This is a genomic window from Wolbachia endosymbiont (group A) of Icerya purchasi, assembly GCF_947251635.1.
In the GTDB taxonomy this organism is placed as follows: domain Bacteria; phylum Pseudomonadota; class Alphaproteobacteria; order Rickettsiales; family Anaplasmataceae; genus Wolbachia; species Wolbachia pipientis.
Genome location: NZ_OX366357.1, coordinates 1,139,675 through 1,164,722, shown reverse-complemented (window position 1 = coordinate 1,164,722; position 25,048 = coordinate 1,139,675). Strand labels below are relative to the sequence as shown.

The 25,048-nt window shown below is 36.8% G+C and carries 21 protein-coding genes and 3 pseudogenes; 17 read left to right on the top strand and 7 right to left on the bottom strand.

Translation table 11 applies throughout. The features are described from left to right. The first annotated feature begins 77 nt into the window (after positions 1-77). From OPR17_RS06165 to OPR17_RS06150, 4 genes are all read left to right on the top strand, one after another. Positions 78-248: a hypothetical protein gene (locus tag OPR17_RS06165; protein ID WP_265021525.1), complete on the top strand. Its 171-nt coding sequence runs from the start codon at positions 78-80 to the stop codon at positions 246-248. Further along, positions 211-1,128 (top strand): IS982 family transposase, encoded by a 918-nt coding sequence (locus OPR17_RS06160; protein WP_265021524.1) that lies wholly within the window; start codon positions 211-213, stop codon positions 1,126-1,128. The genes OPR17_RS06165 and OPR17_RS06160 overlap by 38 nt, the downstream gene beginning before the upstream one ends. Before the next feature lie 600 nt (positions 1,129-1,728). Further along, complete coding sequence (locus OPR17_RS06155; protein ID WP_265021523.1) at positions 1,729-4,392, top strand: 2-oxoglutarate dehydrogenase E1 component; 2,664 nt, start codon at positions 1,729-1,731, stop codon at positions 4,390-4,392. A 442-nt stretch (positions 4,393-4,834) separates the two neighbouring features. Further along, positions 4,835-5,719, top strand: a complete 885-nt coding sequence (locus tag OPR17_RS06150; RefSeq protein ID WP_265021522.1) for an IS982 family transposase — start codon at positions 4,835-4,837, stop codon at positions 5,717-5,719. Here OPR17_RS06150 and OPR17_RS06145 read toward each other — a convergent pair. After that, positions 5,718-5,930, bottom strand: a pseudogene (locus tag OPR17_RS06145) (TrbC/VirB2 family protein); the annotation flags it as partial. The gene OPR17_RS06150 and the pseudogene OPR17_RS06145 sit on opposite strands and share 2 nt — an antisense overlap. 207 nt (positions 5,931-6,137) lie before the next feature. Then, on the bottom strand, positions 6,138-6,491 hold the full coding sequence (locus OPR17_RS06140) for a TrbC/VirB2 family protein (RefSeq protein ID WP_265021521.1): 354 nt from the start codon (positions 6,489-6,491) through the stop codon (positions 6,138-6,140). Positions 6,492-6,626: 135 nt separating this feature from the next. Here OPR17_RS06140 and OPR17_RS06135 point away from each other — a divergent pair, with 135 nt between their 5' ends. The 9 genes from OPR17_RS06135 (at position 6,627) to trpS (ending at position 17,062) form a co-directional block, all read left to right on the top strand. Further along, on the top strand, positions 6,627-7,442 hold the full coding sequence (locus OPR17_RS06135; RefSeq protein WP_265021520.1) for a YihY/virulence factor BrkB family protein: 816 nt from the start codon (positions 6,627-6,629) through the stop codon (positions 7,440-7,442). Then, positions 7,429-8,184: an SDR family oxidoreductase gene (locus tag OPR17_RS06130; RefSeq protein ID WP_265021519.1), complete on the top strand. Its 756-nt coding sequence runs from the start codon at positions 7,429-7,431 to the stop codon at positions 8,182-8,184. Before OPR17_RS06135 ends, OPR17_RS06130 begins: the two co-directional genes overlap by 14 nt. Positions 8,185-8,628: 444 nt before the next feature. Next, positions 8,629-12,084, top strand: coding sequence for a carbamoyl-phosphate synthase large subunit (carB, locus tag OPR17_RS06125; protein ID WP_265021518.1), 3,456 nt, complete (start codon positions 8,629-8,631; stop codon positions 12,082-12,084). A 912-nt stretch (positions 12,085-12,996) separates the two neighbouring features. Further along, complete coding sequence (locus tag OPR17_RS06120) at positions 12,997-13,170, top strand: hypothetical protein (protein WP_265021517.1); 174 nt, start codon at positions 12,997-12,999, stop codon at positions 13,168-13,170. Continuing rightward, positions 13,133-14,035 (top strand): IS982 family transposase, encoded by a 903-nt coding sequence (locus OPR17_RS06115; RefSeq protein ID WP_265021516.1) that lies wholly within the window; start codon positions 13,133-13,135, stop codon positions 14,033-14,035. The genes OPR17_RS06120 and OPR17_RS06115 overlap by 38 nt, the downstream gene beginning before the upstream one ends. Before the next feature lie 62 nt (positions 14,036-14,097). Next, a complete protein-coding gene (gene rpsP / locus OPR17_RS06110; protein WP_006279266.1) occupies positions 14,098-14,418 on the top strand; it encodes a 30S ribosomal protein S16 in 321 nt (106 codons plus the stop codon). A 10-nt stretch (positions 14,419-14,428) separates the two neighbouring features. Next, positions 14,429-15,415 carry a polyprenyl synthetase family protein gene (locus tag OPR17_RS06105; protein WP_265021515.1) on the top strand — a complete coding sequence of 329 codons (987 nt, stop codon included), beginning with the start codon at positions 14,429-14,431 and terminating at the stop codon, positions 15,413-15,415. A 61-nt stretch (positions 15,416-15,476) separates the two neighbouring features. After that, positions 15,477-16,046 (top strand): nucleotide exchange factor GrpE, encoded by a 570-nt coding sequence (locus tag OPR17_RS06100; RefSeq protein ID WP_265021514.1) that lies wholly within the window; start codon positions 15,477-15,479, stop codon positions 16,044-16,046. 17 nt (positions 16,047-16,063) lie between these two features. Continuing rightward, positions 16,064-17,062 carry a tryptophan--tRNA ligase gene (gene trpS, locus OPR17_RS06095; protein WP_265021513.1) on the top strand — a complete coding sequence of 333 codons (999 nt, stop codon included), beginning with the start codon at positions 16,064-16,066 and terminating at the stop codon, positions 17,060-17,062. A gap of 175 nt (positions 17,063-17,237) precedes the next feature. Here the strand turns inward: trpS and OPR17_RS06090 are convergent, their stop codons facing one another. From OPR17_RS06090 to OPR17_RS06080, 3 genes and pseudogenes are all read right to left on the bottom strand, one after another. Next, positions 17,238-17,999: an alpha/beta hydrolase gene (locus OPR17_RS06090; RefSeq protein WP_012673268.1), complete on the bottom strand. Its 762-nt coding sequence runs from the start codon at positions 17,997-17,999 to the stop codon at positions 17,238-17,240. Position 18,000: 1 nt separating this feature from the next. Then, positions 18,001-18,528: a c-type cytochrome gene (locus OPR17_RS06085; RefSeq protein WP_265021512.1), complete on the bottom strand. Its 528-nt coding sequence runs from the start codon at positions 18,526-18,528 to the stop codon at positions 18,001-18,003. A gap of 440 nt (positions 18,529-18,968) precedes the next feature. Next, positions 18,969-19,475, bottom strand: a pseudogene (locus tag OPR17_RS06080) (transposase); the annotation flags it as partial. Between OPR17_RS06080 and OPR17_RS06075 the strand changes: the two are divergent. The 4 genes and pseudogenes from OPR17_RS06075 (at position 19,474) to OPR17_RS06060 (ending at position 21,732) form a co-directional block, all read left to right on the top strand. After that, a complete protein-coding gene (locus tag OPR17_RS06075; protein ID WP_265021511.1) occupies positions 19,474-19,665 on the top strand; it encodes a hypothetical protein in 192 nt (63 codons plus the stop codon). The pseudogene OPR17_RS06080 and the gene OPR17_RS06075 sit on opposite strands and share 2 nt — an antisense overlap. Further along, positions 19,628-20,491 (top strand): annotated as a pseudogene (locus OPR17_RS06070) (IS982 family transposase); the annotation flags it as partial. The gene OPR17_RS06075 and the pseudogene OPR17_RS06070, both read left to right, overlap by 38 nt. 240 nt (positions 20,492-20,731) lie before the next feature. Further along, positions 20,732-21,304, top strand: coding sequence for a reverse transcriptase domain-containing protein (locus OPR17_RS06065; protein WP_265022184.1), 573 nt, complete (start codon positions 20,732-20,734; stop codon positions 21,302-21,304). A 62-nt stretch (positions 21,305-21,366) separates the two neighbouring features. After that, a complete protein-coding gene (locus OPR17_RS06060; protein WP_265021510.1) occupies positions 21,367-21,732 on the top strand; it encodes a group II intron maturase-specific domain-containing protein in 366 nt (121 codons plus the stop codon). Between the two features lie 91 nt (positions 21,733-21,823). On the opposite strand, the gene OPR17_RS06055 is transcribed toward OPR17_RS06060, so the two are convergent. Beyond that, the gene (locus tag OPR17_RS06055) at positions 21,824-22,723 is read right to left on the bottom strand and encodes an IS982 family transposase (RefSeq protein WP_265021509.1); all 900 of its coding nucleotides are present in this window, start codon (positions 22,721-22,723) and stop codon (positions 21,824-21,826) included. 136 nt (positions 22,724-22,859) lie between these two features. Further along, on the bottom strand, positions 22,860-24,971 hold the full coding sequence (locus OPR17_RS06050; RefSeq protein ID WP_265021508.1) for an ankyrin repeat domain-containing protein: 2,112 nt from the start codon (positions 24,969-24,971) through the stop codon (positions 22,860-22,862). Between the last annotated feature and the right edge of the window lie 77 nt (positions 24,972-25,048).

Genomic DNA, 25,048 nt, shown 5'->3' with positions numbered 1-25,048 from the left:
TATTAAAACTAAAAAAGCATTAATTTTGTCATTCAATAACTTTTTGTTTGTCACTTCCCGCCTCTTAAGTTAATTAAATGCGCTTACCTTTAAGCATATTTCAAACAAAATATTTCCCCTTCCTAAACGCGAATTCTGGATTAAAGGAGAATAGAAAAGGCAGAAAACAGGGTAAACTCAGCAATTATAAAAAAATAGATGAGGTTACCCATGGAAGATATAACAAAACTGTTTTGTTTGGTCGATGATTTTTGCAGAGATATAGAGAAAAATTTTGCAGGCAAACTACTGCCAAATGGTAAAAAACCCACAAGAACAACGGAAATTGAGCACTCTGAAATCATGACAATAATCCTGCTATATCAACAATCTCCGTGTAAAAATTTCAAAACTTTCTATCTACATTACCTAACGTTGCTCTACAAATCAGAGTTTCCAAAGTTGCCTTCATATAGCAGGTTTGTTGCTCTAAAGCCTAGGGTTTTGTGGCATTTAGCAATGTTGTTGCATTGGCTTTGTGGACAGTCAGAAAACACTGGAATCTCATATATAGACACAACTCCCATTGCAGTTTGTCATGCAAAAAGAATATCCAAAAACAAAGTTTTTGCTGGAATTGCAAAATTAAGCAAGAGTACTTACGGCTGGTTTTTTGGTTTCAAATTACATATGGTAATCAATGAAAATGGTGAAATTCATGCACTTACGCTAACAAAAGGCAATGTTGATGATAGGATACCTGTGCCAAATTTGACGGAAAAATTAACCGGCCTTTTGTTTGGTGACAAAGGTTATATTGCAAAAGAGCTTTTTCAGAAGCTGTTTGACCGAGGTTTGAAACTTGTTACCAAGGTGAAAAAAGGTATGAAAAATACATTAATTTCGCTAAATGAGAAGATTTTACTGAGAAAAAGGTCTATCATTGAGACTGTTTTTGGTTACCTAAAAAATAGACTAGAAATTGAACACACTCGCCATAGATCCCCTGTTGATTTCTTGGTTCATATCTTTTCTACTCTCATCTCCTATTCCATCAAATCCAAAAAGCCTTCTATTTCCTATACTTCCTTCCTTAATCCAGAATTTGCGTTTATAAAGCATTTAAAACATAAAAAAACGCCAACTTAAAAAATGGATAGTGAATAATTAGCTACCCTAGGGTTTCTTTTGTCTTTTTTTCTGTTTAGTAAATTTCTTAAACATTTATGACTAAAGGTTAGTTGCATTAAAAAGCAGCTAAATCACGGTTATTAAGCGTTTAGAATAAAAAAACGCCATACTTGAAAGTATAATGTAAGTAATTAGCCAACCACGGGGCTTCTTTTGCATTTTTTTTCGCTTAGTAAATTTCTTAATGTTTATAGCTAAACGACAACCGTCATCCCGCTACGTGTTAGCGGGATCTCTTGTTAGCGCCGCGGCGGTATGACTTCTCGCTTGCAACCTATAGCTTTGTCATTCCAGTGCTCCTTTTTTGTCATCCCAGTGCCTTGACTATTTGGATCCAGAAAACTTAGCTTCGAGTCAAGTAGGCTGCAAATAAAAACTGGATTCCAGCGTCACGCGCTGGAATGACACCCTGACAATCGTCATCCCGCTACGTGTTAGCGGGATCTATGTTAAGAGATACCGCGAATGAATCGCGGTATGACGTATAGAAACTAAAAAAGTTCTTTTTTAAAAAACTTAAGTTATACTTATAAGTATTTGATACTTTTTATAGTGATTATGTCGAGTTTAAGCTGCCTTTATGGTGATAATGCAGAATTTGTGGAAGAAATGTATAGCCGTTATTTGCAGGGTGATAAATCAATCGGGGAGGATTGGTATAGAATTTTTTCAAGCAATTTAGAAGTTAATAAAGCAGAGACCTGCGGTGCACAACATGTAACTAAGGTGGATGATTCAGTTTCTAGTTTAGCAAATTTTTTCAGATCTTACGGTCATTTTTTTGCGGATCTTAATCCGTTATCACTCAATGTGAATAAGGAAGTAGATTATCAGAAATATTCGAATCTATATCCGGCAAGTGACGCTGGAATCTATAGAGATATTTACTGCAAGAACATCGGTTTTGAATTTATGCATATCTCCTCTTATGAGGAGAGAATGTGGCTGCAGGAAAAGATCGAAAATCAAACCTATACGCTGAGTTCACAAGATAAAAAGGAAATACTGAGGCACTTAATTGAATCTGAGATGTTCGAACAATTTCTCCATATGAAATTTCCTGGATATAAGCGTTTTTCTATCGAAGGTGGAGAGTCAGCTATTGTTGCAATTGAGAGAATCATTAGTGATTCTGCAGCTTTTGGTATTGAAGAAATAGTCCTTGGCATGGCTCACCGCGGACGACTCAATGTTCTAACCAAAGTTATGGGCAAAGAATATGCGGCAATGCTATCTGAATTTCAAGGCAATCTTGCATATCCAGGTGGTCTTGAGGTGTCCGGTGATGTTAAATATCACCTTGGTTACTCTTCTGATCAAACACTTGCCAGTGGTAAGAAAATACATTTAAGTTTATGCCCTAATCCATCTCACCTTGAAGCGGTAAATCCGGTTTTGGCTGGAAGAATAAGAGCAAAACAGAATATAAGATCTGTGCTTGGCATATCAATTCATGGTGATGCGGCTTTCATCGGCCAAGGAGTGGTTGCTGAAACTCTAACCTTAAGCAATATTGAAGGTTATAAGGTAGATGGCATTGTGCACATTGTTATTAATAACCAAGTTGGTTTTACTGCTAATCCGTGTTGTGCGCGATCCTCTTTTTACTGTACTGATGTAGCAAAATCAATAGAAGCTCCATTGTTTCACGTTAATGGAGATAACCCAGAAGCTGTGAGTTTTGCTACAAGTCTGGCGATGGAATATAGGCAGAAATTTAAAAAGGACGTAGTGATTGACATAATATGTTACCGCAAATATGGCCATAATGAAGGTGATGAACCAAATTTCACTCAGCCACTCATGTATAAGGTAATATCAAAGCATAAAACTCCAGGAACACTGTATGAAGAGAAGTTGATCGCAGAGAAAGTATTAAGTGGTGATGAGGTAAATAAATTGCGCAGTGAGTTCAGGGCAAGATTGGATAAAAGTCTTGCTGAATCAGCGGCTTATACTCCAAAAAAAGCTGACTGGTTTTGTGGAGTATGGTCAAAATTAAGAAAGGCAAGGTTGAACGATTTGAGCGAATACTATACAGATTCTGGTGTTCCGCCAGATGAGTTGAAAAAATTAGGTGTACATATAAATAGCAACATCCCAAGTAGCTTTAACATTAACAATAAGGTTAGAAAAATACTTGATGGCAGAATAGACAGCATAAATTCCGGTAGTAATATAGACTGGGCAACTGCCGAAAGTCTTGCGTTTGCATCACTGCTCACAGAAGGAATAGGAGTGCGTTTATCAGGACAAGACTCTGGTCGTGGAACTTTCTCGCACCGTCATTCAAGGCTTGTTGATCAGGTAACAGAAGAAGCGTTTATTCCGCTAAACAATATAAATGAAAAGCAAGCTCACTTTGAGGTCATAGATAGCGCTTTATCAGAGTATGCTGTAATGGGCTTTGAATATGGATATAGCCTTGATTCCCCATATTCACTGGTGCTCTGGGAAGGACAATTTGGTGATTTTGCAAATGGTGCACAAATTATGATCGACCAGTTTATTGCATCTGCAGAAACAAAGTGGTTGCGATCAAGCGGTCTAGTTTTGTTGCTGCCTCATGGTTATGAAGGACAGGGACCTGAGCATAGCTCCGCGCGTATAGAGAGATTTTTGCAACTCTGCGCAGAAGATAACATGCAAGTTGTTAATTGCTCTACTCCAGCAAATTATTTTCATGCTTTACGCAGGCAAATCCACAGAGACTTTCGCAAGCCTTTAGTAGTGTTTACACCTAAATCACTATTGCGTCATAAAAGAGCAGTTTCTAACCTATCTGACTTTGAAGGAAAATTCCTCACGGTAATCCCAGAATATAGAACAGATTTGGTTCTAAATGATAAAATACGTAAAGTTGTAATATGCAGTGGTAAAGTTTACTACGACATAATTGAAGTATGTGAAGCACAAAAAATAAACGATATAGCAGTAATACGTTTGGAGCAATTCTATCCGTTTCCGGCCGATAAACTAAGCAGTGAACTTGAGAAATACGAGAACGCTGAAATTATATGGTGTCAAGAAGAACCAAAAAATATGGGAGGATGGTTTTTTGTCAACCCATTGATAGAGGAAGTGTTATCCAATCTCAATATTCAAGCAAAAAGACCTAAGTGTATCGCAAGACCTGCTGCTGCATCTCCTGCATGTGGTTATGTTAGTGTTCACACTCAGCAGCAGGAGGAAATTTTAAAGCAGGTTATGCAGGGGATCTAGCACAATTGTGCAAATATTGAAGCGAAAGCTGGCAAGCGAACATTGTTCATCAGATCTTGACGCTGGGCACTGTAGCCAGGCGCGATAGAAAACGTATCACACCAATCAAACCTCTTTGATGCTCAGACAAATATAAAAAGACTTTCATTCGTATCTGTTCAGGATAGCGGCAAGACCATAGAGTAAATGTGAGGTAAGTCCTTACAATAAATGGTGTCATTCCAGTGCTTGACACTGGAATCCAGCTTTTGATCGAAAATGTTGTATAGTGCGTTTGTTTACAATTTTTCTGGATCCCAGTGTCTGGGCACTGGGATGACACCTTTGTGTTTGAGGCAAAATCGGCTATAACACTTAACACGCGAATTCTGGATTAAAGGAGAATAGAAAAGGCAGAAAACAGGGTAACTCAGCAATTATAAAAAAATAGATGAGGTTACCCATGGAAGATATAACAAAACTGTTTTGTTTGGTCGATGATTTTTGCAGAGATATAGAGAAAAATTTTGCAGGCAAACTACTGCCAAATGGTAAAAAACCCACAAGAACAACGGAAATTGAGCACTCTGAAATCATGACAATAATCCTGCTATATCAACAATCTCCGTGTAAAAATTTCAAAACTTTCTATCTACATTACCTAACGTTGCTCTACAAATCAGAGTTTCCAAAGTTGCCTTCATATACCAGGTTTGTTGCTCTAAAGCCTAGGGTTTTGTGGCATTTAGCAATGTTGTTGCATTGGCTTTGTGGACAGTCAGAAAACACTGGAATTTCATATATAGACACAACTCCCATTGCAGTTTGTCATGCAAAAAGAATATCCAAAAACAAAGTTTTTGCTGGAATTGCAAAATTAAGCAAGAGTACTTACGGCTGGTTTTTTGGTTTCAAATTACATATGGTAATCAATGAAAATGGTGAAATTCATGCACTTACGCTAACAAAAGACAATGTTGATGATAGGATACCTGTGCCAAATTTGACGGAAAAATTAACCGGCCTTTTGTTTGGTGACAAAGGTTATATTGCAAAAGAGCTTTTTCAGAAGCTGTTTGACCGAGGTTTGAAACTTGTTACCAAGGTGAAAAAAGGTATGAAAAATACATTAATTTCGCTAAATGAGAAGATTTTACTGAGAAAAAGGTCTATCATTGAGACTGTTTTTGGTTACCTAAAAAATAGACTAGAAATTGAACACACTCGCCATAGATCCCCTGTTGATTTCTTGGTTCATATCTTTTCTACTCTCATCTCCTATTCCATCAAATCCAAAAAGCCTTCTATTTCCTATACTTCCTTCCTTAATCCAGAATTTGCGTTATAAGCGCTGGCCACGGCATTCTGCCGAATATTGCAAGCAACGCTGCACCAATTATTACTATTGTGATCATTGGTCCACCTATGCCATGAGTATAGCCTATTATCTTGCATATCACTGATGATGTTGTATCACTTGTATCAACAAAAGCATCTGCAGCATTTGCATCAAACGCAAAGGAGAAAATTAAAACCGCAAGTAGAAGAAAATTTTTCATTATACCCTCCAATCATTTCTATCCTAAGTTAGATTATTCTGCAATTTGAGTAAATGGTAAGGGTTCTAGTAAATTTGTCATCCTATCAGTTTATAAAAATTCCCGGATCTCAGTGTTATTCACTTGGACAACATTTATACAATTGTGGAATAATGGTGCTCCTTTAAGGAGCACCATTTAGCTAATGTTTTTCTGAAATTTTAGTGCCTAGTTGCATGTATTTGTTGTTGCATTCCATACTTTACCATCAGGGCAAGCAGTTGCACCATTTTTACAAATCACACCGCCTGGTACTATTTTTGAAACAACTACAGGCGCACCAAAAAACACAGCAGTAAATGCACCGAGTGCAAAAAGCGCTGGCCACGGCATTCTGCCAAATATTGCAAGCAATGCTGCACCAATTATTACTATTGTGATCATCGGTCCACCTATGCCGTGAGTATAGCCTACTATTTTGCATATTGTATTTGACGTTGCGTCATCAGTAACACTGCTAGCAAAAGCATTATCAAACGCAAAGGAGAAAATTAAAGCCACAAGTAGAAGAAAATTTTTCATTACGCCTCCGATAATTTCTATTTAACGCTGGATTATCCTTCACTTTGATTAAATTTAAGTAAACGGTGAGGATTTTTTTGCTTAAAAGTATCCTTTATTTCATTTAGAATACTTTTCTTGGTTCATTTATATTACATGCTACAGAAATTTTACAGCATCGTTTATTGCCTTTATCGTGCTTTGATTGACACAATTTATAATGATGGAGTGGAGCACGCAGGGTATTTGTCATTTTTAATCCTGTTATCGATATTTCCTTTTCTCATCGTTTTAATGGCTGTGGCGTCAACATCTGCAAATTTCTTAGACCAGTATAACATTGGCTGGGTATTTATCATTGATAACATGCCACAGGATATTTTATCATCTTTGATGCCGCGTATTAGGGAGATAATATCAGGCCCGCCACAAAGCTTACTAACTTTAGCAATTGTAGGTGCTATTTGGACCGCCTCGTCAACAATTGAAGGGCTAAGAACAGTATTGAACAAAGCTTATAAAATTCCGGTTTCGCCGCCTTATATATGGAGAAGGGTACTCAGTATATTACAATTTTTAGTGATCACGCTTATTATAACTCTAACTATAGTGTTCTCTACATTAGTGCCAATGCTAATTGATTTTTCCTATCAGGGACTAAGTTATACTAGGTATTTACTTATTGAATTTGTACTTTTTATGATAGTCTCTTGGCTATATTTTATGTTGCCAAACATAAAACAAAACTTATCAGACGTATTTCCTGGATCTTGTGTAGCTGTTATTCTTTGGACGATTTCTGCTTCAGCTTTTAAGCAATACTTAAAAGCTTCCTTTGACCAACTGGATTTGATATATGGAAGTTTAGGTGGTGTGGTAATGTCATTACTATTTTTTTATATGCTAAGTTTGATTTTTATATATGGAGCAAAATTCAATTTTCAGCTAAAATATTTCAATGGATCTCGCTAAGGAGAAAGAAATGGGTAAGTTAGAAGGTAAAGTAGCTTTAATCACCGGAGCTTCAGGTGGAATAGGCTCTGCTGTTGCAAAAAGGTTTATAAGAGAAGGTGCATGTGTGATTCTGATTTCAAGATCTCTTGATAATCTCAGGCCACTATATAATGAAATTGAAGAGCTTGAAGAATTTAAAGAAGGCTCTGTGAAACTAATTCAGCTTGATCTTTTAGACTTTGAGAATGTAAAGATACTGACAAACATGATAGAAAGCCTGAAATTATCAGAATCTGGAGCACTTGATATATTAGTTGCGTGTGCTGGAATTTTAGGCAAACTGAACCCCATTCATGACTGTGAGATTGAAGAGCTACAGAACGTAATGAATACAAATTTTACTGCCAATTGGTACTTACTAAAAAACTTAGATCCAATGCTAAAAAAGTCTAATGCTGGAAGAGCGATATTCATGACTTCAGAAGTGACACTTTCTCCTTCCTCTTATCCATATTGGATGCCGTATGCTGCAAGTAAAGCTGCACTGGAAATAATGGTGAAAATATATGCATCTGAGACAAAACATACAAAATTATGTGCAAATGCTGTATACACGGAAGGACCTGTGGGTAGTGAGCAGGCATTTCCTGGATCTGAATTGGTGTCACCTGATGAACTAACAGATAAATTTGTGGAATTAGCTTCTAACGATTGCAGCGTATCAGGAAAAATCTTACCGCTCAGCAAATCTCCCGAATAAATTACCATAGTATCTGCAAAGATACCGTTAAGCCCACAACTGTATGAACATTGTGATTTGAGAGTAATCTCCACTAGGAAGGATGTCATCCCAGTGCCTCTATGGTGTCATTCCAGTGCTTGACACTGGAATCTAGTCTTTATTATGCAGCCACTTATTTAAAGTTAAGTTTTCTGGATCCCAGACTGGGATGACACCTCTGGGCACTGCCGTCATAAAGGAACCAGTGTCAGCTACTTGAATGACATCATTTGCTGTGCAATTTACCTTCAAAAATGAATGTTTGTACAGCTGTGTGTCAAGCACTGGAATCTGCCACGCAAATTGCAATGTTCGTACAGTTATGCGTCAAGCCTAAAAGTAATTAGCTAATAGGTTTAATAAAAATTCACATATACAGGAAAGATTGGTAACATTACTTGAATAAAGACCGTTATTGTAATTATGCCAAAACGTACAGATATAGAATCTATATTAGTAATAGGAGCAGGCCCAATAGTTATAGGTCAGGCATGCGAGTTTGATTATTCCGGAACGCAAAGCTGTAAAGTATTAAAAAGTGAAGGTTATAAAGTCATTTTAGTTAACTCCAACCCCGCAACTATAATGACAGATCCTCAGTTTTCTGATGCAACTTATATTGAGCCGGTACTGCCTGAAATCATAGAGAAAATTATAATTAAGGAGATGCCAGATGCAATATTGCCAACAATGGGCGGGCAAACAGCACTTAATTGTGCAATAAAACTTGCAGATGATGGAGTGTTAGACAAATACAATGTAGAATTAATAGGGGTAAATAGAGAAGCAATAAAAAAAGCAGAGGATAGAGAGTTATTCCGTCAGTCCATGGATAGAATAGGACTGAAATACCCCAAAAGCATCATTATAAAAAATCAAGAACAAATAAAAAAGGCTTTGGACTACGTTGGATTACCAGCAATCATCCGTTCATCATTCACTCTTGGTGGCGCAGGTAGTGGTATAGCATATAATAAAGAGGAGTTTTTCAATATCGCAGAAAGTGCTCTCAAAATTTCGCCAATAAATGAAGTTCAGATAGATGAATCAATTATTGGCTGGAAAGAATATGAAATGGAAGTTATCCGCGATTGTAAAGATAACTGCATAATAGTCTGTTCGATAGAAAATGTTGATCCGATGGGAGTGCACACTGGGGATAGCATAACTGTTGCTCCTGCTTTGACTCTGCGTGACGTAGAATACCAACAGATGAGAAATGCATCTATAGCAGTGCTGAGAGAAATTGATGTTAGTGCCGGTGGTGCAAATGTTCAATTTGCAGTGAATCCTAAAGAAGATGGAAGCCTCGTTGTGATTGAGATGAATCCAAGGGTTTCTCGCTCTTCTGCACTTGCTTCGAAAGCAACAGGCTATCCTATTGCAAAAGTTGTAACTAAACTTGCTATTGGCTATTCGCTCGACGAAATACGTAACGACTGTGCTCCAATAATACCAGCAGCATTCGAACCAGTGATTGATTATATCGTCACTAAAATTCCTCGATTTGAGTTTGAGAAATTTAAAGGAACGAATTGTGAACTATCAACCTCCATGAAATCAGTGGGAGAAGTAATGTCTATAGGCCGCACTTTTAATGAGTCACTGCAGAAAGCTTTTCGTTCACTTGAAACTGATCTTACAGGACTTGATGAAGTATTTCCTGAGAACATTGATATTGATCACGTAAAATCTCAATTAGCAAAATTGCTACCAAACAGATTGCTGATTGCTGCTGACGCAATGCGCCACGGAATTAGCATAGAAGAAATAAATTCGATTACAGGATATGACTTATGGTTTCTGCAAAATATACAGCAAATTATATTAACTGAACAAAAAATCAAGGAAAATGGATTTCCTGGAACTGCGTACGAAATGTTAGAGCTGAAAAAAATGGGATTTTCAGATGCAAGATTAGCAAAGTTAAGTAATAGACCTACCTCTGTCATTCCAGTACCCTCTAATGTCATCCCAGTGCGTGACACTGGGATCCAGCCAGCGTTACACGCTGGAGATCGAGTAAAACAAATCGAAGAAATAAGAAAAAAATTTGGCATTAAACAAGTTTATAAACGCGTAGACACCTGTGCAGCTGAATTTGAATCGAGCACTGCTTATATGTATGGCTGCTATGAGGGTGATGTTGAAAACAAAACGGAATGTGAGGCGAATATTTCTGACCGAGAAAAGGTTGTCATTTTAGGAAGTGGTCCAAATCGCATTGGTCAAGGTATTGAGTTTGATTATGCATGCGTACATGCAGCTTCTGCCGCCAAAGAAATGGGGTATGAAACAATAATGATCAACTGTAATCCCGAAACTGTCTCAACTGACTACGATACCGCTGATCGTTTATATTTTGCACCACTCATTGCAGAGGATGTGCTTGAAATACTAAGTAAAGAGCAAGAAAATGGCACATTGGTTGGTGTAATAGTTCAAATAGGCGGTCAAACACCTTTAAAGTTAGCCAAAGTGCTTAACGAGAGAGGTTTCAAAATTCTGGGAACTTCGTTTGATTCTATTGACCTTGCAGAAGATCGCATGAGGTTTAAAAACCTTGCTTTGCAACTTAATTTAAAACAACCTGAAAATTCTATCTGCCATTCAGTAGAAGAAGCGTTAACCAACGCAGAAAAGGTGGGGTTTCCACTAGTAGTCAGGCCATCATATGTCCTCGGCGGTCAGTCTATGTCGATTAGACACGATACTCAGAGCTTTAAAGAGTACGTCTTAGATCAAACTAAAATCTTTGAGCATGGTTCGCTGCTTCTTGATAAATTTTTAGTCAATGCAGTTGAGGTTGACGTTGATGCTGTATGTGATGGGGAAAAAGTTTTCATTGCAGCGGTCATGGAGCATATTGAAGAAGCTGGTATCCACTCTGGTGATTCAACATGCTCAATACCGACAAATACATTGAGTGACGAAGTAATAAAAGAGATTAAGCTACAAACTGAAAGAATAGCTCTTGCACTAGAAGTGAAAGGTCTGATAAACATTCAGTTTGCTGTTCAAGAGAATAGACCTCTTGCAGAACCTGTTTGTGATGAGAAATTTTTAGAAAAAGTGCAGATGAGCACCACAGAATACTCGAATGTATTTGAGGAGCGCAGACAAGCTTTGACGACAAAATTGCCTTCAGAAATCGAGTTATGCAAGAGGTCTAGTGATGTATACATACTTGAAGTGAATCTAAGGGCTAGTCGCACAGTTCCTTTTATTTCCAAAGTAATTAACATCCCTATTGCAAAACTTGCCACTCAAGTTATTTTGGGTAAAAAATTGAATCAGGAAAACGAGCCTTTCAATCATTTTGCAGTTAAAGCTGCTGTTTTTCCATTCACGCGCTTTTCGGGAATTGATATTCTACTTGGTCCTGAAATGAAATCAACAGGAGAAGTGATGGGAATTGACTCATCTTTCGAAGCTGCACTTGCAAAAGTGCATATAGCTGCGGGATACAAGTTACCAACAGAAGGAGCAGCTCTGGTTTCAGTAAAAGATGATGATAAAGAGTATATATTGCCTGTTGTACGAATGTTGAAAGAACTGAGTTTTGAAATATATGCAACCAAAGGTACAGCTTCTTATCTGAATAATAATGGCATTGCTGCACAAACTGTAAATAAAGTGAGAGAAGGCAGACCCCACATAGTTGATATGCTCAAAGATGGAAAAATAAATCTAGTGATCAATACTTCAAAAGGTGTGAAATCAGTCTCAGATAGCAAAGATATCAGGAGAACTGCTATTTTGCAAAATATAGCTTACAGTACCACAGCTTCTGGGAGTAAAGCGTTAGTGCTTGCAATTCAATATGTAAAGAATAGCAAATTGGAAGTGAAATCATTACAGCAGATACAAAACGTTTAAATATCAAAACTAGAATAATTCACTCTCAAAATGCTAAAGAGAACATAATAAAAAGATGGAAATTTTGAAGGAAATAGTATACCTAAAGAATCAACTAGCGTAATTGAACAGCCAAATGCTACAACGAATACTCCACAATCTTACCTAGAGGACACTTCCCTTATATGTTAAGAACAAGTCTTTATAAATATCAAAGTAGTGATATTAAAGACACACAGAGAAGAGGAACCGTCACGCCCCTTGATTATAAGAATCGTTGTTCAGCAAGGTTCTCTTCTCTGGTTTATTATACTGAAAGTTCCGAACAACTGATTGAGCTTTTAGGCTCGTAGTGTCTCCAGATAAGGCAAGTATGTTCAGTGGGAGACAGACCCCACCAGGATAAGAGTCGGAGTTCTGTAGCTAGGGTAGCAATGTGGAGGGAAACCAAAATGTTGAAGCCTACCGACAACGTTATCGTAGGATAATGGCGAGTTATCAGGCTGTAGCGAAAGCAAACACATAGGTGGCCTTGAAATAGCCGTACTGAAGGCCGAGCCAACCACGAGCTGGTGAAGGCAGCATAGACAGTTAAAAAAAATGACTGATACAACTGATCTACTTCGGCGGGGTGATAGTGATAGCATGATAATAAGGACATACAAAGCAATTGGAGAAGCCCTCCTCATCCCAAGGAGAAATACCTTGGAGCGGTAGGTTCTATAACTGGAAAACAGGAAATGAACTGAAGATGAGAGGGTGGCGGACGGGTGTGTAGTAGCGAAGAAATGAGGTAACTCTCACGGAGTAAAGGCACCCTACTAGTAGGAATTCTTTTAACAAAAGGGAGGTAAAGGTAAAAATGATAAAAATGCCAACAAAATTACAAGACCTGAGAAGAAAGATATATACCAAAGCGAAGACAGAACCGGAATGGCGATTCTGGGGAATCTATGTTCACGTCTGCAAGATGGAGACACTATAAACGCGAATTCTGGATTAAAGGAGAATAGAAAAGGCAGAAAACAGGGTAAACTCAGCAATTATAAAAAAATAGATGAGGTTACCCATGGAAGATATAACAAAACTGTTTTGTTTGGTCGATGATTTTTGCAGAGATATAGAGAAAAATTTTGCAGGCAAACTACTGCCAAATGGTAAAAAACCCACAAGAACAACGGAAATTGAGCACTCTGAAATCATGACAATAATCCTGCTATATCAACAATCTCCGTGTAAAAATTTCAAAACTTTCTATCTACATTACCTAACGTTGCTCTACAAATCAGAGTTTCCAAAGTTGCCTTCATATACCAGGTTTGTTGCTCTAAAGCCTAGGGTTTTGTGGCATTTAGCAATGTTGTTGCATTGGCTTTGTGGACAGTCAGAAAACACTGGAATTTCATATATAGACACAACTCCCATTGCAGTTTGTCATGCAAAAAGAATATCCAAAAACAAAGTTTTTGCTGGAATTGCAAAATTAAGCAAGAGTACTTACGGCTGGTTTTTTGGTTTCAAATTACATATGGTAATCAATGAAAATGGTGAAATTCATGCACTTACGCTAACAAAAGGCAATGTTGATGATAGGATACCTGTGCCAAATTTGACGGAAAAATTAACCGGCCTTTTGTTTGGTGACAAAGGTTATATTGCAAAAGAGCTTTTTCAGAAGCTGTTTGACCGAGGTTTGAAACTTGTTACCAAGGTGAAAAAAGGTATGAAAAATACATTAATTTCGCTAAATGAGAAGATTTTACTGAGAAAAAGGTCTATCATTGAGACTGTTTTTGGTTACCTAAAAAATAGACTAGAAATTGAACACACTCGCCATAGATCCCCTGTTGATTTCTTGGTTCATATCTTTTCTACTCTCATCTCCTATTCCATCAAATCCAAAAAGCCTTCTATTTCCTATACTTCCTTCCTTAATCCAGAATTCGCGTTAGAAGGTGCAAAAGTTGTATAATTCATTTGACTTAAAACGGCTCATTGTATAAAATTGTGGCTAATATATGAATAAAGGTTAACATGGCAGTTAAAATAAGGTTGGCGAGGTTTGGCGCAAAGAAACGCCCTTTTTATAGGATAGTTGTAGCTGATTCACGAGCACCAAGAGATGGGCGTTTTATTGAGAAAATAGGACAATATGATCCAATGTTACCAAAAGACAATAAAAATCGTGTTGTGGTGAAAGCTGATAGATTAAAACATTGGCTAAGTGTAGGCGCGCAGGCAACTGAAAGAGTACTGTGGTTTATCAAAAAAGGCATAGTAACTTTAGAAACAGAACCAAAGAAAACAGAAAAGAAGAAAGTAGAGAACGAGAAAGCACAAGGGCAAGAGGCATAAGTCTCTTAAAATGCTAAATACTGATTTAACAAACAGCGATAAATTAGACGATATTGTATCTTCTGATTTGTCAGCTATGAATGACTTTATCTTCAAAAATGTCAATGATGAAGATGCTAAGCTTGCTACTGATATTATATCTCATCTTGTTAGGTCAGGTGGAAAAAAAATAAGGCCTAAACTAGTTTTTATTATATGTAAAATGCTAAACTATTCTGGGGAGAATAGGATCAACGTTGCTGCATCGGTAGAGTTTATACATAATGCTACTTTACTTCATGATGATGTGCTCGATGAAAGTGAGGCACGCCATGGAGTTAAAACAGCGAATAAGATTTGGGGAAATAAATCAAGCATTTTAGTTGGTGATCTATTGTTGACTCTAGCATTTAGATGGCTTATAGAGTGTGGAAATTTAAATATTCTCTCTATTTTATCTAAAGCATCGCATTTACTTGTGAAGGGTGAAATAAAGCAGATGACAGCACGCTTTGACCCCCACACAGTCAGGGAAAATTATTTTGATATCATTGGAGAAAAGACAGCATCTTTATTTTCTGCATGCTGTGAAGCTGCATCAACAGTATCTGGTGCAACAAATGACGAAACAGAGAGGCTAAAGAATTTTGGTTTTAATTTTGGTATGGCATTTCAAATAGTTGATGATATGCTCGATTATACTGCTAATCAAGGCACTTCTGGAAAGCAAGTCGGAAAAGACTTTTTCGAAGGTAAAGTCACCTTACCTGCTATTATAGCATACGAAAAGGGCAGTCCAGCAGAGCAAAAATTCTGGGAAAAATGCTTTTCTTCAGCTAGACACAATTTTGACCAAGCATTACACTATATTAATCACCATAATGCCATTCAGCTTTCTATGGAAAAAGCTAGACACTACATTAATATGGCACAAAATGATATTAGTACTTTTTCTGATTCTTTTTATAAAACTACTTTAATTAACTTTTTAAATGCGAGCATAGAAAGACGAATGTAGCTGGCACTTGATATTTTCAGATTAATTGTTATATATTTATTAGATTCTTAAGGGTAATGATATGTCAGATAGCAGTAAGGAGAAAAAGAAGAAGTTTGCTGATATGGTAAGTATGCAGAAAGGTGACGACCAACAAAGTGATAACCATAAGCAAACTGATGATTTAAATGAAGATCTCAATACATTAAAAGAACGTGCAGTTCAGCTTGAAGATCATTTACGCCGTGCTGTTGCAGATAATGAAAACGTCAAACGTATAATGCAAAAGCAAATTAGCGATGCAAGTGACTACGCAGTCACAGAACTTGCACGTGATATGATCGACTCGTGCGACAATTTAAAAAGAGTAATGGAAATTTTGAAAGACGGTGATCCTGTTCACGAGGGGATTAAAGTAGCTTATCAAAAAATTACAAATGATCTAAAAAAACATGGAATAGAGGAAGTAGATCCACTTGGTGAGCTTTTTGATAGTAATTTACACCAAGCTGTTGTGGAAAGAGAAGACAATGAAAAAAAGCCTGGCACCATTGTAGAAGTGCTACAAACTGGTTATACTATCAAAAATAGGTTGCTCCGTCCTGCAATGGTTATTCTTTCTAAGAAATCTGCTGATTGTGGAAGCAATTAGCATGAGGTAAATGTATAATGACAAGTATTGTCTTTTCAGGTATCCAGCCAAGTGGCGTACTACATTTAGGTAATTATCTTGGTGCAATCAAACAGTGGATAGACTTACAGGATAAATACAAATCTCTTTTTTGTATTGTCGACCTACACGCAATCACAGCAAATAAGCTTCCCGCAAGTGAATTAAAAAGTAATATTTTCAAAACAGCAGCAGCTTATATTGCATGCGGAATAGATCCAGAAAAGTCCATTATTTTTAGTCAGTCCACAGTTAGTGGTCATGCAGAACTGGGCTGGATGCTTGGATGCTATACACCAATTGGTTGGCTTAATCGCATGACTCAATTTAAAGATAAAGCTGGCAGCGATAAACAAAAAGCCTCTCTTGGATTATATAGTTATCCAGTACTTATGGCTGCAGATATATTGTTGTATCAAACTAAATACGTTCCTGTTGGTGATGATCAAAAACAGCATTTGGAGCTTGCACGTGATATTGCATCAGCTTTTAACAATCATTATAAGCTGGATTATTTCATCGTACCTGAAATCTTAACTTTGGATTGCACATCAAGGATAATGAGCTTAAGGGATGGCACAAGCAAGATGAGTAAATCTGATCCTTCAGAACATTCGTGCATTAACCTTGATGATACGGATGACTTAATTGTCAAAAAAATAGAAAAAGCAAAAACAGATTCAATTCTAGGCTTTGCTACTTTAAAGTGCCGACCAGAAATAAGCAATTTGATAAACATTTATTCAGTGCTTAGTAATGTAAATGCGGAAAAAGTATGTGAAGAAGTGAACAAACATGACATGAAGCACTTCAAAAAAGAGTTAGCTGATTTAATTATCAGTGTTATATCACCCATACGTGAGAAAATGAATGATCTTTTAAAAGACCAATTCCATTTACATGAAATATTAAAAAAAGGCACAAAGAAAGCAGCAGAAATTGCAACCCATAATATAAAAGAAATCAAGGATATTATTGGATTTGCTCAATATCTGTAAGGTTCCAAAGTGTGATGGTGCGAACCGTCATACCGCCGCGGTATCTCAGCCGCTAACACGTAGCGGGATGACGGTTTTTCAAATTGTCGGTAAATCTAAGTCAGTTTAGCTATAGGCAGCAATTTTCTGTATTTATTTTAAGTTGAAGAAAGCTCAAATGAAAAATCGTGTTTTGCTAAAAATCACAGAATGCAGTCTGGTTACAAAATTCTCTAATGGTCTTAAATAAAACTTCCAGTGAATGATTGTCAGACATATTGTGCTCTGCTGATTTTATTAAGTGTACTTCAACATCGGTTGACTTAATTTTTTCAGCTAAATTCAATGAAGTTTGATAAGGAACATCTTTATCATTAATGCTATGCAGCAAGCGCACAGGACAGTTTATATCTATTGTCTTTTTGTTTAAAAGAAGGTTCTTTCTGCCATCTTCGATCAAATTTTTAGTTATTTTGTATGTACAATGCTCTGAAGTAAAATCTATTACACCTTTAGAATCTAGTTCTTCTTTTTGCTTGCCTGACAATTGCTTGAATATCAAATCTTCAGTAAAATCGGGAGCAGACGATATACCAATTAGTGCTGCAATTTTTTCTGGAAATTGAAGGGCAGTGAGCAACATCAGCCATCCTCCCATACTTGAACCTATAATTATTTGTTTATCGCTAGTTAATTCACTCATTACTTTAGCACAATTTTTTTGCCAATCACTTATCGTGTAATCAATAAAATTACCACTTGAATGACCGTGACCAAAATAATCAAATAGCACAAGTGCTACGTCATTTTCTTGGCAAAATTTGTAAATAGCAGTTGCTTTAGTTCCATCCATATTGGATGCAAATCCACCGAAAAAAACTACAGAAGCTTTCTTTCCTTGTAGCTTTCGATATGCTATGTGACCATTATTTCCATCAAACAATTTACAATAATCCATACTACTTTGGCAAAGCAACCGGGCTATCACTCAATTGATGCAAATAACTAACTAGATCTGCAATTTCTTGTGGATTGGAAATACCTGCAAATGCCATACGTGTACCTTTTATATAGGCTTTTGGGTTCTTTAAAAAGGCAAATAGCTCTTCATACCCCCATTTTCCACCTCTTTCAAGCATTGCTTTTGAGTAATTGAATGAGTTACCAAGATGGGCCTTTTTATTTCCAACTATGTTCCATAAGTTTGGTCCTACTTTATTCATTCCACCTTTCTCAAAACTATGGCAGGCTATACATTTTTTTGCTGCTGATTTACCTTTCTCAAAGCTAGCATTCTGCATGAGCGCTCCAATATCAAGCGCCACTTGCTCGATTTTTTGCTGAAACTCATTGCTGCCAGCAGCTACTATCGTTTGGTGTTCAATCTTATATTCTTCTGGACTGTAAAGCATATCAACTACATTACTAACTATCATAATGATTAGCCCAGAAAGTAAAATCGATGCTGCAATCTTATTAAGCTCCATAGTTAATTTTTATTAAGTAATGTTACTTAAATTATGCGAATATTTTCGCAAATAGCAACCAATTACCTTGAAGCTCGCTAAAGATGAGAGTCTCTATAGCTGACCCAAGAAAGGTTTTCCTACGTCCATACCGCCGCGAACCGTCATACCGCGATTCATTCGCGGTATCTCAGCCGCTAACAAGGGATCCCGCTAACAAGTAGCGGGATGACGAGGTTCACTGCCATTAAGTTAAGGAAAGAATGGTTAAAAACTGAACTAAAAAGTCAGAAATAATTAAGGATTTATGACAAATGCTGAAACAGAATAGAGTAAACTTTAAAGCAGATAAACTCTGAAGTGTAAATTACTTAAGAAATAGTTTGTTTAGAAGTCATTTTACAGGAGCTATAGCAATAAGCTACCCAGTTATTATCAGAAGATATGAATACTACCTCTAGTCAAAATATGTGTTTTCTAACCCTTTTTTGGTAATTGAACGAACGAAGATAAGGTACCTTATGACGATCAACTTTCCTTCCCTTTCTTACCGCCAAAGTGTTCATCAAAAATAGCTTTGATAATTGATCCATAATGCAGTAAGTATCTGATTCCGTAGCAAAAATGTCGAAAGCCAAGTTTTTGATCGCGTTAAATGAGACAGATTTGTTAATGCTCCTCTTAAGCTTATCATCGGTTAAGTCCATATTCAACGCTTCTTCTACATCTTCTGTCATAACACTTTCTAGGTTGCTAATAAAGATAGCTGACCAAAAATCCTGTTTAACAGACTCAACACTTTTTCCTGTAAAATTTTCTAGACTTAGTCTTCCTTTGAGTTTTGCAAAAAATGTCTCAACTCCCCAGCGTAAAAAATATAACTCCTTAAATCCTCCAGTTTGAAACTTTTGTTCATCCATTAATGATGTAGCTAACACTTCAATTTCACCAGATGGCAGTACCACTTTGAAGCGTTATTCCACTATTTTCTTGTTTTATCTTACGCTGAGCACATATGGTAACCTCAACACTAGATACGCGAATTCTGGATTAAAGGAGAATAGAAAAGGCAGAAAACAGGGTAAACTCAGCAATTATAAAAAAATAGATGAGGTTACCCATGGAAGATATAACAAAACTGTTTTGTTTGGTCGATGATTTTTGCAGAGATATAGAGAAAAATTTTGCAGGCAAACTACTGCCAAATGGTAAAAAACCCACAAGAACAACGGAAATTGAGCACTCTGAAATCATGACAATAATCCTGCTATATCAACAATCTCCGTGTAAAAATTTCAAAACTTTCTATCTACATTACCTAACGTTGCTCTACAAATCAGAGTTTCCAAAGTTGCCTTCATATACCAGGTTTGTTGCTCTAAAGCCTAGGGTTTTGTGGCATTTAGCAATGTTGTTGCATTGGCTTTGTGGACAGTCAGAAAACACTGGAATTTCATATATAGACACAACTCCCATTGCAGTTTGTCATGCAAAAAGAATATCCAAAAACAAAGTTTTTGCTGGAATTGCAAAATTAAGCAAGAGTACTTACGGCTGGTTTTTTGGTTTCAAATTACATATGGTAATCAATGAAAATGGTGAAATTCATGCACTTACGCTAACAAAAGACAATGTTGATGATAGGATACCTGTGCCAAATTTGACGGAAAAATTAACCGGCCTTTTGTTTGGTGACAAAGGTTATATTGCAAAAGAGCTTTTTCAGAAGCTGTTTGACCGAGGTTTGAAACTTGTTACCAAGGTGAAAAAAGGTATGAAAAATACATTAATTTCGCTAAATGAGAAGATTTTACTGAGAAAAAGGTCTATCATTGAGACTGTTTTTGGTTACCTAAAAAATAGACTAGAAATTGAACACACTCGCCATAGATCCCCTGTTGATTTCTTGGTTCATATCTTTTCTACTCTCATCTCCTATTCCATCAAATCCAAAAAGCCTTCTATTTCCTATACTTCCTTCCTTAATCCAGAATTCGCGTTAGAAGAAGCATATAAGCTAACAAAGAAAAGTAATGGGGCACCAGGAATTGATGGGGTAACATTCAAATCGATAGAGGCAGAAGGCTTAGAAAAGTATCTTCAGCAAATAAGACACGAACTAATAACCAAAACCTATAGCCAAAATAGGAACCGGAGAAAGGAAATACCAAAAGTTGGGGAGAAACTCAGAACGTTGAACATACCCTGCATCCGGGATAGAATAGTGCAAAGTGCACTAAAGCTAATAATTGAACCAATATTTGAATCTGACTTTCAGGACGGATCATATGGGTACAGACCTAAGAAAAAAGCGCATGAAGCAATAAACAGAGTAGAGAAAGCAGCAATCAAAGGCAACACAAAATGTATTGACGTAGATCTGAAATCCTATTTTGATAACGTGCGACATCATATTCTTATGGAGAAAATTGCCAGAAGGATAAATGATAAAGAAATCATGCACTTGATCAAGCTAATCCTTAAAGTAGGAGGAAAACGAGGAATAGCACAAGGGTCGCCGATCTCGCCTTTACTAAGCAATATATACCTGAATGAGGTAGATAAAATGCTAGAAAAGGCTAAAGAGGTGACTAAAGAGGGGAAATACCGACATATAGAATACGCCAGGTGGGCAGATGATTTAGTGATACTGATAGATGGACACCAGAAATGGGAATGGCTTGAGAAATCAGTGCACAAAAGGTTACAAGAAGAATTAGCAAAACTAGAAGTAGAAGTAAGTCAAGAAAAGACAAAAGTCGTCAACCTAAAGAAGGGGGAAACATTCACTTCCTAGGATTTGATTTTCGAGAGAAAATTACAAAACAAGGAAAGTGGAAAGTACAGACAACACCAAAGATGAAAGCAAGGACAAGCTTACTTCAAAAATTGAAGGAAGTATTTCGTTGCCATAAATCACAGCCAATAAGGAAAGTGATACAAATCATTAACCCAATACTGAGAGGGTGGACAAACTACTTTAGGATAGGAAACTCAAGTCGAAGCTTCAATTATGTAAAACAATGGGTAGAGATGAAAATAAGACGCAACTTAATGAGAGCCAGAAAAGCAAGAAAAGGATTTGACTGGAAGAGATGGAGTAGGGGATGGATATACGAGAAACTAGGTCTATATAAAGACTATAGAATAAGGTACTATATCCCGAAAGTGTCACCAGTACAATATGTTATAAACTTTGGTAAAGAATCTACTAGGAAAGCGTAGTGCGGGAAAATCGCATGCTGCGTTTGACGAGGCGGGAACTGGAAACGTGAATATGGGAAACTGGATTGAGGCCCACCACGAAAGTGATGGATCAGCCACCAAACCCTCCTAACGCGAATTCTGGATTAAGGAAGGAAGTATAGGAAATAGAAGGCTTTTTGGATTTGATGGAATAGGAGATGAGAGTAGAAAAGATATGAACCAAGAAATCAACAGGGGATCTATGGCGAGTGTGTTCAATTTCTAGTCTATTTTTTAGGTAACCAAAAACAGTCTCAATGATAGACCTTTTTCTCAGTAAAATCTTCTCATTTAGCGAAATTAATGTATTTTTCATACCTTTTTTCACCTTGGTAACAAGTTTCAAACCTCGGTCAAACAGCTTCTGAAAAAGCTCTTTTGCAATATAACCTTTGTCACCAAACAAAAGGCCGGTTAATTTTTCCGTCAAATTTGGCACAGGTATCCTATCATCAACATTGCCTTTTGTTAGCGTAAGTGCATGAATTTCACCATTTTCATTGATTACCATATGTAATTTGAAACCAAAAAACCAGCCGTAAGTACTCTTGCTTAATTTTGCAATTCCAGCAAAAACTTTGTTTTTGGATATTCTTTTTGCATGACAAACTGCAATGGGAGTTGTGTCTATATATGAAATTCCAGTGTTTTCTGACTGTCCACAAAGCCAATGCAACAACATTGCTAAATGCCACAAAACCCTAGGCTTTAGAGCAACAAACCTGGTATATGAAGGCAACTTTGGAAACTCTGATTTGTAGAGCAACGTTAGGTAATGTAGATAGAAAGTTTTGAAATTTTTACACGGAGATTGTTGATATAGCAGGATTATTGTCATGATTTCAGAGTGCTCAATTTCCGTTGTTCTTGTGGGTTTTTTACCATTTGGCAGTAGTTTGCCTGCAAAATTTTTCTCTATATCTCTGCAAAAATCATCGACCAAACAAAACAGTTTTGTTATATCTTCCATGGGTAACCTCATCTATTTTTTTATAATTGCTGAGTTTACCCTGTTTTCTGCCTTTTCTATTCTCCTTTAATCCAGAATTCGCGTTACAAGTATAACAATTAAAGTCTGGATTCCAGTGTCAAGCACTGGAATGACATCATCCTTTTTTTGGGATTCCAGTGCAGCTACTTGCATCTGCCACCTGCAAACTGCAATGTTCGTACAGATGTAGGTGCCAAGTTTTACAAACACCACGTTGTGCTGAACCTATATCCACTTCTTTCAATTCAGTGGTAGGTTTTGGTTCAGCGATGGGTTTTGATATTGTGTATGTAACGCCACCAGCTATCAGTGCAGATACCACAGAAGCTGCAACTATTAATAGAGCAGACAATCCGGAAGCAATACTAAGAGCAGCACCTACTGCTAACATAGCTGCAAGGCTCGCATAGGCAACTTTTGGGGAAAATTGTCTTTTTCCTACTTTTTCTAGTGACACTTCATTTGTTTTAGTTTTGCCCAGTTCACCATCAAGTGGTGTGTTTTCATTCTCCAGACTTTTTATTTTTTGTTTTAGTGATTCATTCTCTTCATTGAGTTTCTCCAGTACTTCCAATTTAGTCTCATGTTCAGTGACACAATTTCTCAATTCTGTTAGTTCCTTTTGCGCTTTTTCTAATGGTACTTCGTTTTTTTTAGTTTTTGTTTTTTCTAATTCACTATTAAGCGTTGCTTTTTCACTTTCTAGATCTTGTATTTGTTGTTTTAGTGATTCATTTTCTTTCTGTTCATTCTTTAATTGAGCACGTAATTCTTTTGACTTAACTTTACGTTTTTTAACCCTTTCTGCTTCTTCTGGAGTTTCCGTTGCATTGTATGTTTCGGAATGGGAAGAAGTACTAGGTACGGCCTCAGATAGCTGACCACACATACTATTTAGTCTATCTATTAGGCCTTCATCCTTTATCAATGAGCGATCTGCTCCATATTTTATCAAAAGTTTTGCTAATTCTTTATTGTCATTTGTAACAGCAAAGTATAAAGGGATATGTTCATCTTGATCTTGTGCATTAACATTTGCTCCATTATCTATTAGATACTTTGCAATCTCTACATAACCATGCACAGCAGCATAATGTAAAGGGGTATGTTTATCTCTATTTCGTGCATCAACATCTGCTCCATGTTTTATCAAAAGTTTTGCTAATTCTTTATTGTTATCTTCAACAGCCCAATGTAAAGGGGTCACGCCATCTTTATCTTGTGCATCAATGTCTTCTCCATTTTCTAATATAGATTGGCCTAAAGCTTCAGATCTATCTCCATCAAAACATATTCCACTGTCGTCACTACTACTTTTATTTAAAAAGGTCTGTTCACCATTATGTATAGTATACTGCTCTAGATGTTGATCGTGCAAGTAATCTTGTTCTATGCGCTTCTGATTATTGGCAAGTCGTTGCTCTGCCTCTCGCAACTTTTGCAACATAGCATCTCTTTCTCTTATAGCCTGTTCTCTTTCTAATGTATCATCTACTTTGTTTATATTGTTTTCATTAGTGATTGAGTTTGAAGAAGTCTGTTCATCCTCATCTTGTACATAGATTTCTCTGCTGTTTGGTGTAGTTCCGTTGTTCTCTTTCTGATCTCTTGCATTCCATGCTTGCACTGCAGCAGTTATCCTATTTCCGCCCACAGCTGAATTTCCTGGAGTTTTATTATTAGACTGCAGTAAAGTGCCTTGTCTATAAGGTTGTCTTCTCGCAGCTCTTGCCTCAGCATAGCGTTGTTCTCCTTCCTCTAACGTTTTTATTATAGCCTTTTTACCTTCTACATTGCCAACAACATCCCTTGGAGTTTGGCCTTGACTATCTTTTAGTGAAGGATTTGCGTTATTGTTCAATAAAAGCTGAGCTATCTCTTGATGACCATGCAAAGCAGCAATGTGCAAAGCAGTTAATTGAGACTTAGCTCCATCAAGTTCATATATTGGTTCATTAACTTTTGCTTCCTTTGCTAGTAGGAGTTTTACTATTGGTACACTGTTACATTCCACAGCAAGATGTACCAACATATAATTTACAATTTTGTCTGAATCTAATATACTGAATATCTTATCTATCTTCAAATTGTTACAAGTGCTATATACTTTTGAGTCTGCATCTTTTAGCTTACTCCCTATTCTTTCAAGTAAATTATTCTCATTTAAACCTTCACTTTTGCTTACCTCATTTATTATTTCAAAAAACTTTTCCTTTTTTATTGCCATAACCTTTCCTCTCAATTTATTTATTATTGCTGAACAGTCTCACAAAAAAGTTAAGTTTGTCGAAATTCCATGTTTGA

Excerpts from the sequence above, each read along its gene's own strand:
- OPR17_RS06165 (WP_265021525.1), top strand. The coding sequence starts at position 78 with ATGCGCTTACCTTTAAGCATATTTCAAACAAAATATTTCCCCTTCCTA.
- OPR17_RS06160 (WP_265021524.1), top strand. The coding sequence starts at position 211 with ATGGAAGATATAACAAAACTGTTTTGTTTGGTCGATGATTTTTGCAGA.
- OPR17_RS06155 (WP_265021523.1), top strand. The coding sequence starts at position 1,729 with ATGTCGAGTTTAAGCTGCCTTTATGGTGATAATGCAGAATTTGTGGAA.
- OPR17_RS06150 (WP_265021522.1), top strand. The coding sequence starts at position 4,835 with ATGGAAGATATAACAAAACTGTTTTGTTTGGTCGATGATTTTTGCAGA.
- OPR17_RS06140 (WP_265021521.1), bottom strand. The coding sequence starts at position 6,491 with ATGAAAAATTTTCTTCTACTTGTGGCTTTAATTTTCTCCTTTGCGTTT.
- OPR17_RS06135 (WP_265021520.1), top strand. The coding sequence starts at position 6,627 with ATGCTACAGAAATTTTACAGCATCGTTTATTGCCTTTATCGTGCTTTG.
- OPR17_RS06130 (WP_265021519.1), top strand. The coding sequence starts at position 7,429 with ATGGATCTCGCTAAGGAGAAAGAAATGGGTAAGTTAGAAGGTAAAGTA.
- carB (WP_265021518.1), top strand. The coding sequence starts at position 8,629 with ATGCCAAAACGTACAGATATAGAATCTATATTAGTAATAGGAGCAGGC.
- OPR17_RS06120 (WP_265021517.1), top strand. The coding sequence starts at position 12,997 with ATGGCGATTCTGGGGAATCTATGTTCACGTCTGCAAGATGGAGACACT.
- OPR17_RS06115 (WP_265021516.1), top strand. The coding sequence starts at position 13,133 with ATGGAAGATATAACAAAACTGTTTTGTTTGGTCGATGATTTTTGCAGA.
- rpsP (WP_006279266.1), top strand. The coding sequence starts at position 14,098 with ATGGCAGTTAAAATAAGGTTGGCGAGGTTTGGCGCAAAGAAACGCCCT.
- OPR17_RS06105 (WP_265021515.1), top strand. The coding sequence starts at position 14,429 with ATGCTAAATACTGATTTAACAAACAGCGATAAATTAGACGATATTGTA.
- OPR17_RS06100 (WP_265021514.1), top strand. The coding sequence starts at position 15,477 with ATGTCAGATAGCAGTAAGGAGAAAAAGAAGAAGTTTGCTGATATGGTA.
- trpS (WP_265021513.1), top strand. The coding sequence starts at position 16,064 with ATGACAAGTATTGTCTTTTCAGGTATCCAGCCAAGTGGCGTACTACAT.
- OPR17_RS06090 (WP_012673268.1), bottom strand. The coding sequence starts at position 17,999 with ATGGATTATTGTAAATTGTTTGATGGAAATAATGGTCACATAGCATAT.
- OPR17_RS06085 (WP_265021512.1), bottom strand. The coding sequence starts at position 18,528 with ATGGAGCTTAATAAGATTGCAGCATCGATTTTACTTTCTGGGCTAATC.
- OPR17_RS06060 (WP_265021510.1), top strand. The coding sequence starts at position 21,367 with ATGAAAGCAAGGACAAGCTTACTTCAAAAATTGAAGGAAGTATTTCGT.
- OPR17_RS06055 (WP_265021509.1), bottom strand. The coding sequence starts at position 22,723 with ATGGAAGATATAACAAAACTGTTTTGTTTGGTCGATGATTTTTGCAGA.
- OPR17_RS06050 (WP_265021508.1), bottom strand. The coding sequence starts at position 24,971 with ATGGCAATAAAAAAGGAAAAGTTTTTTGAAATAATAAATGAGGTAAGC.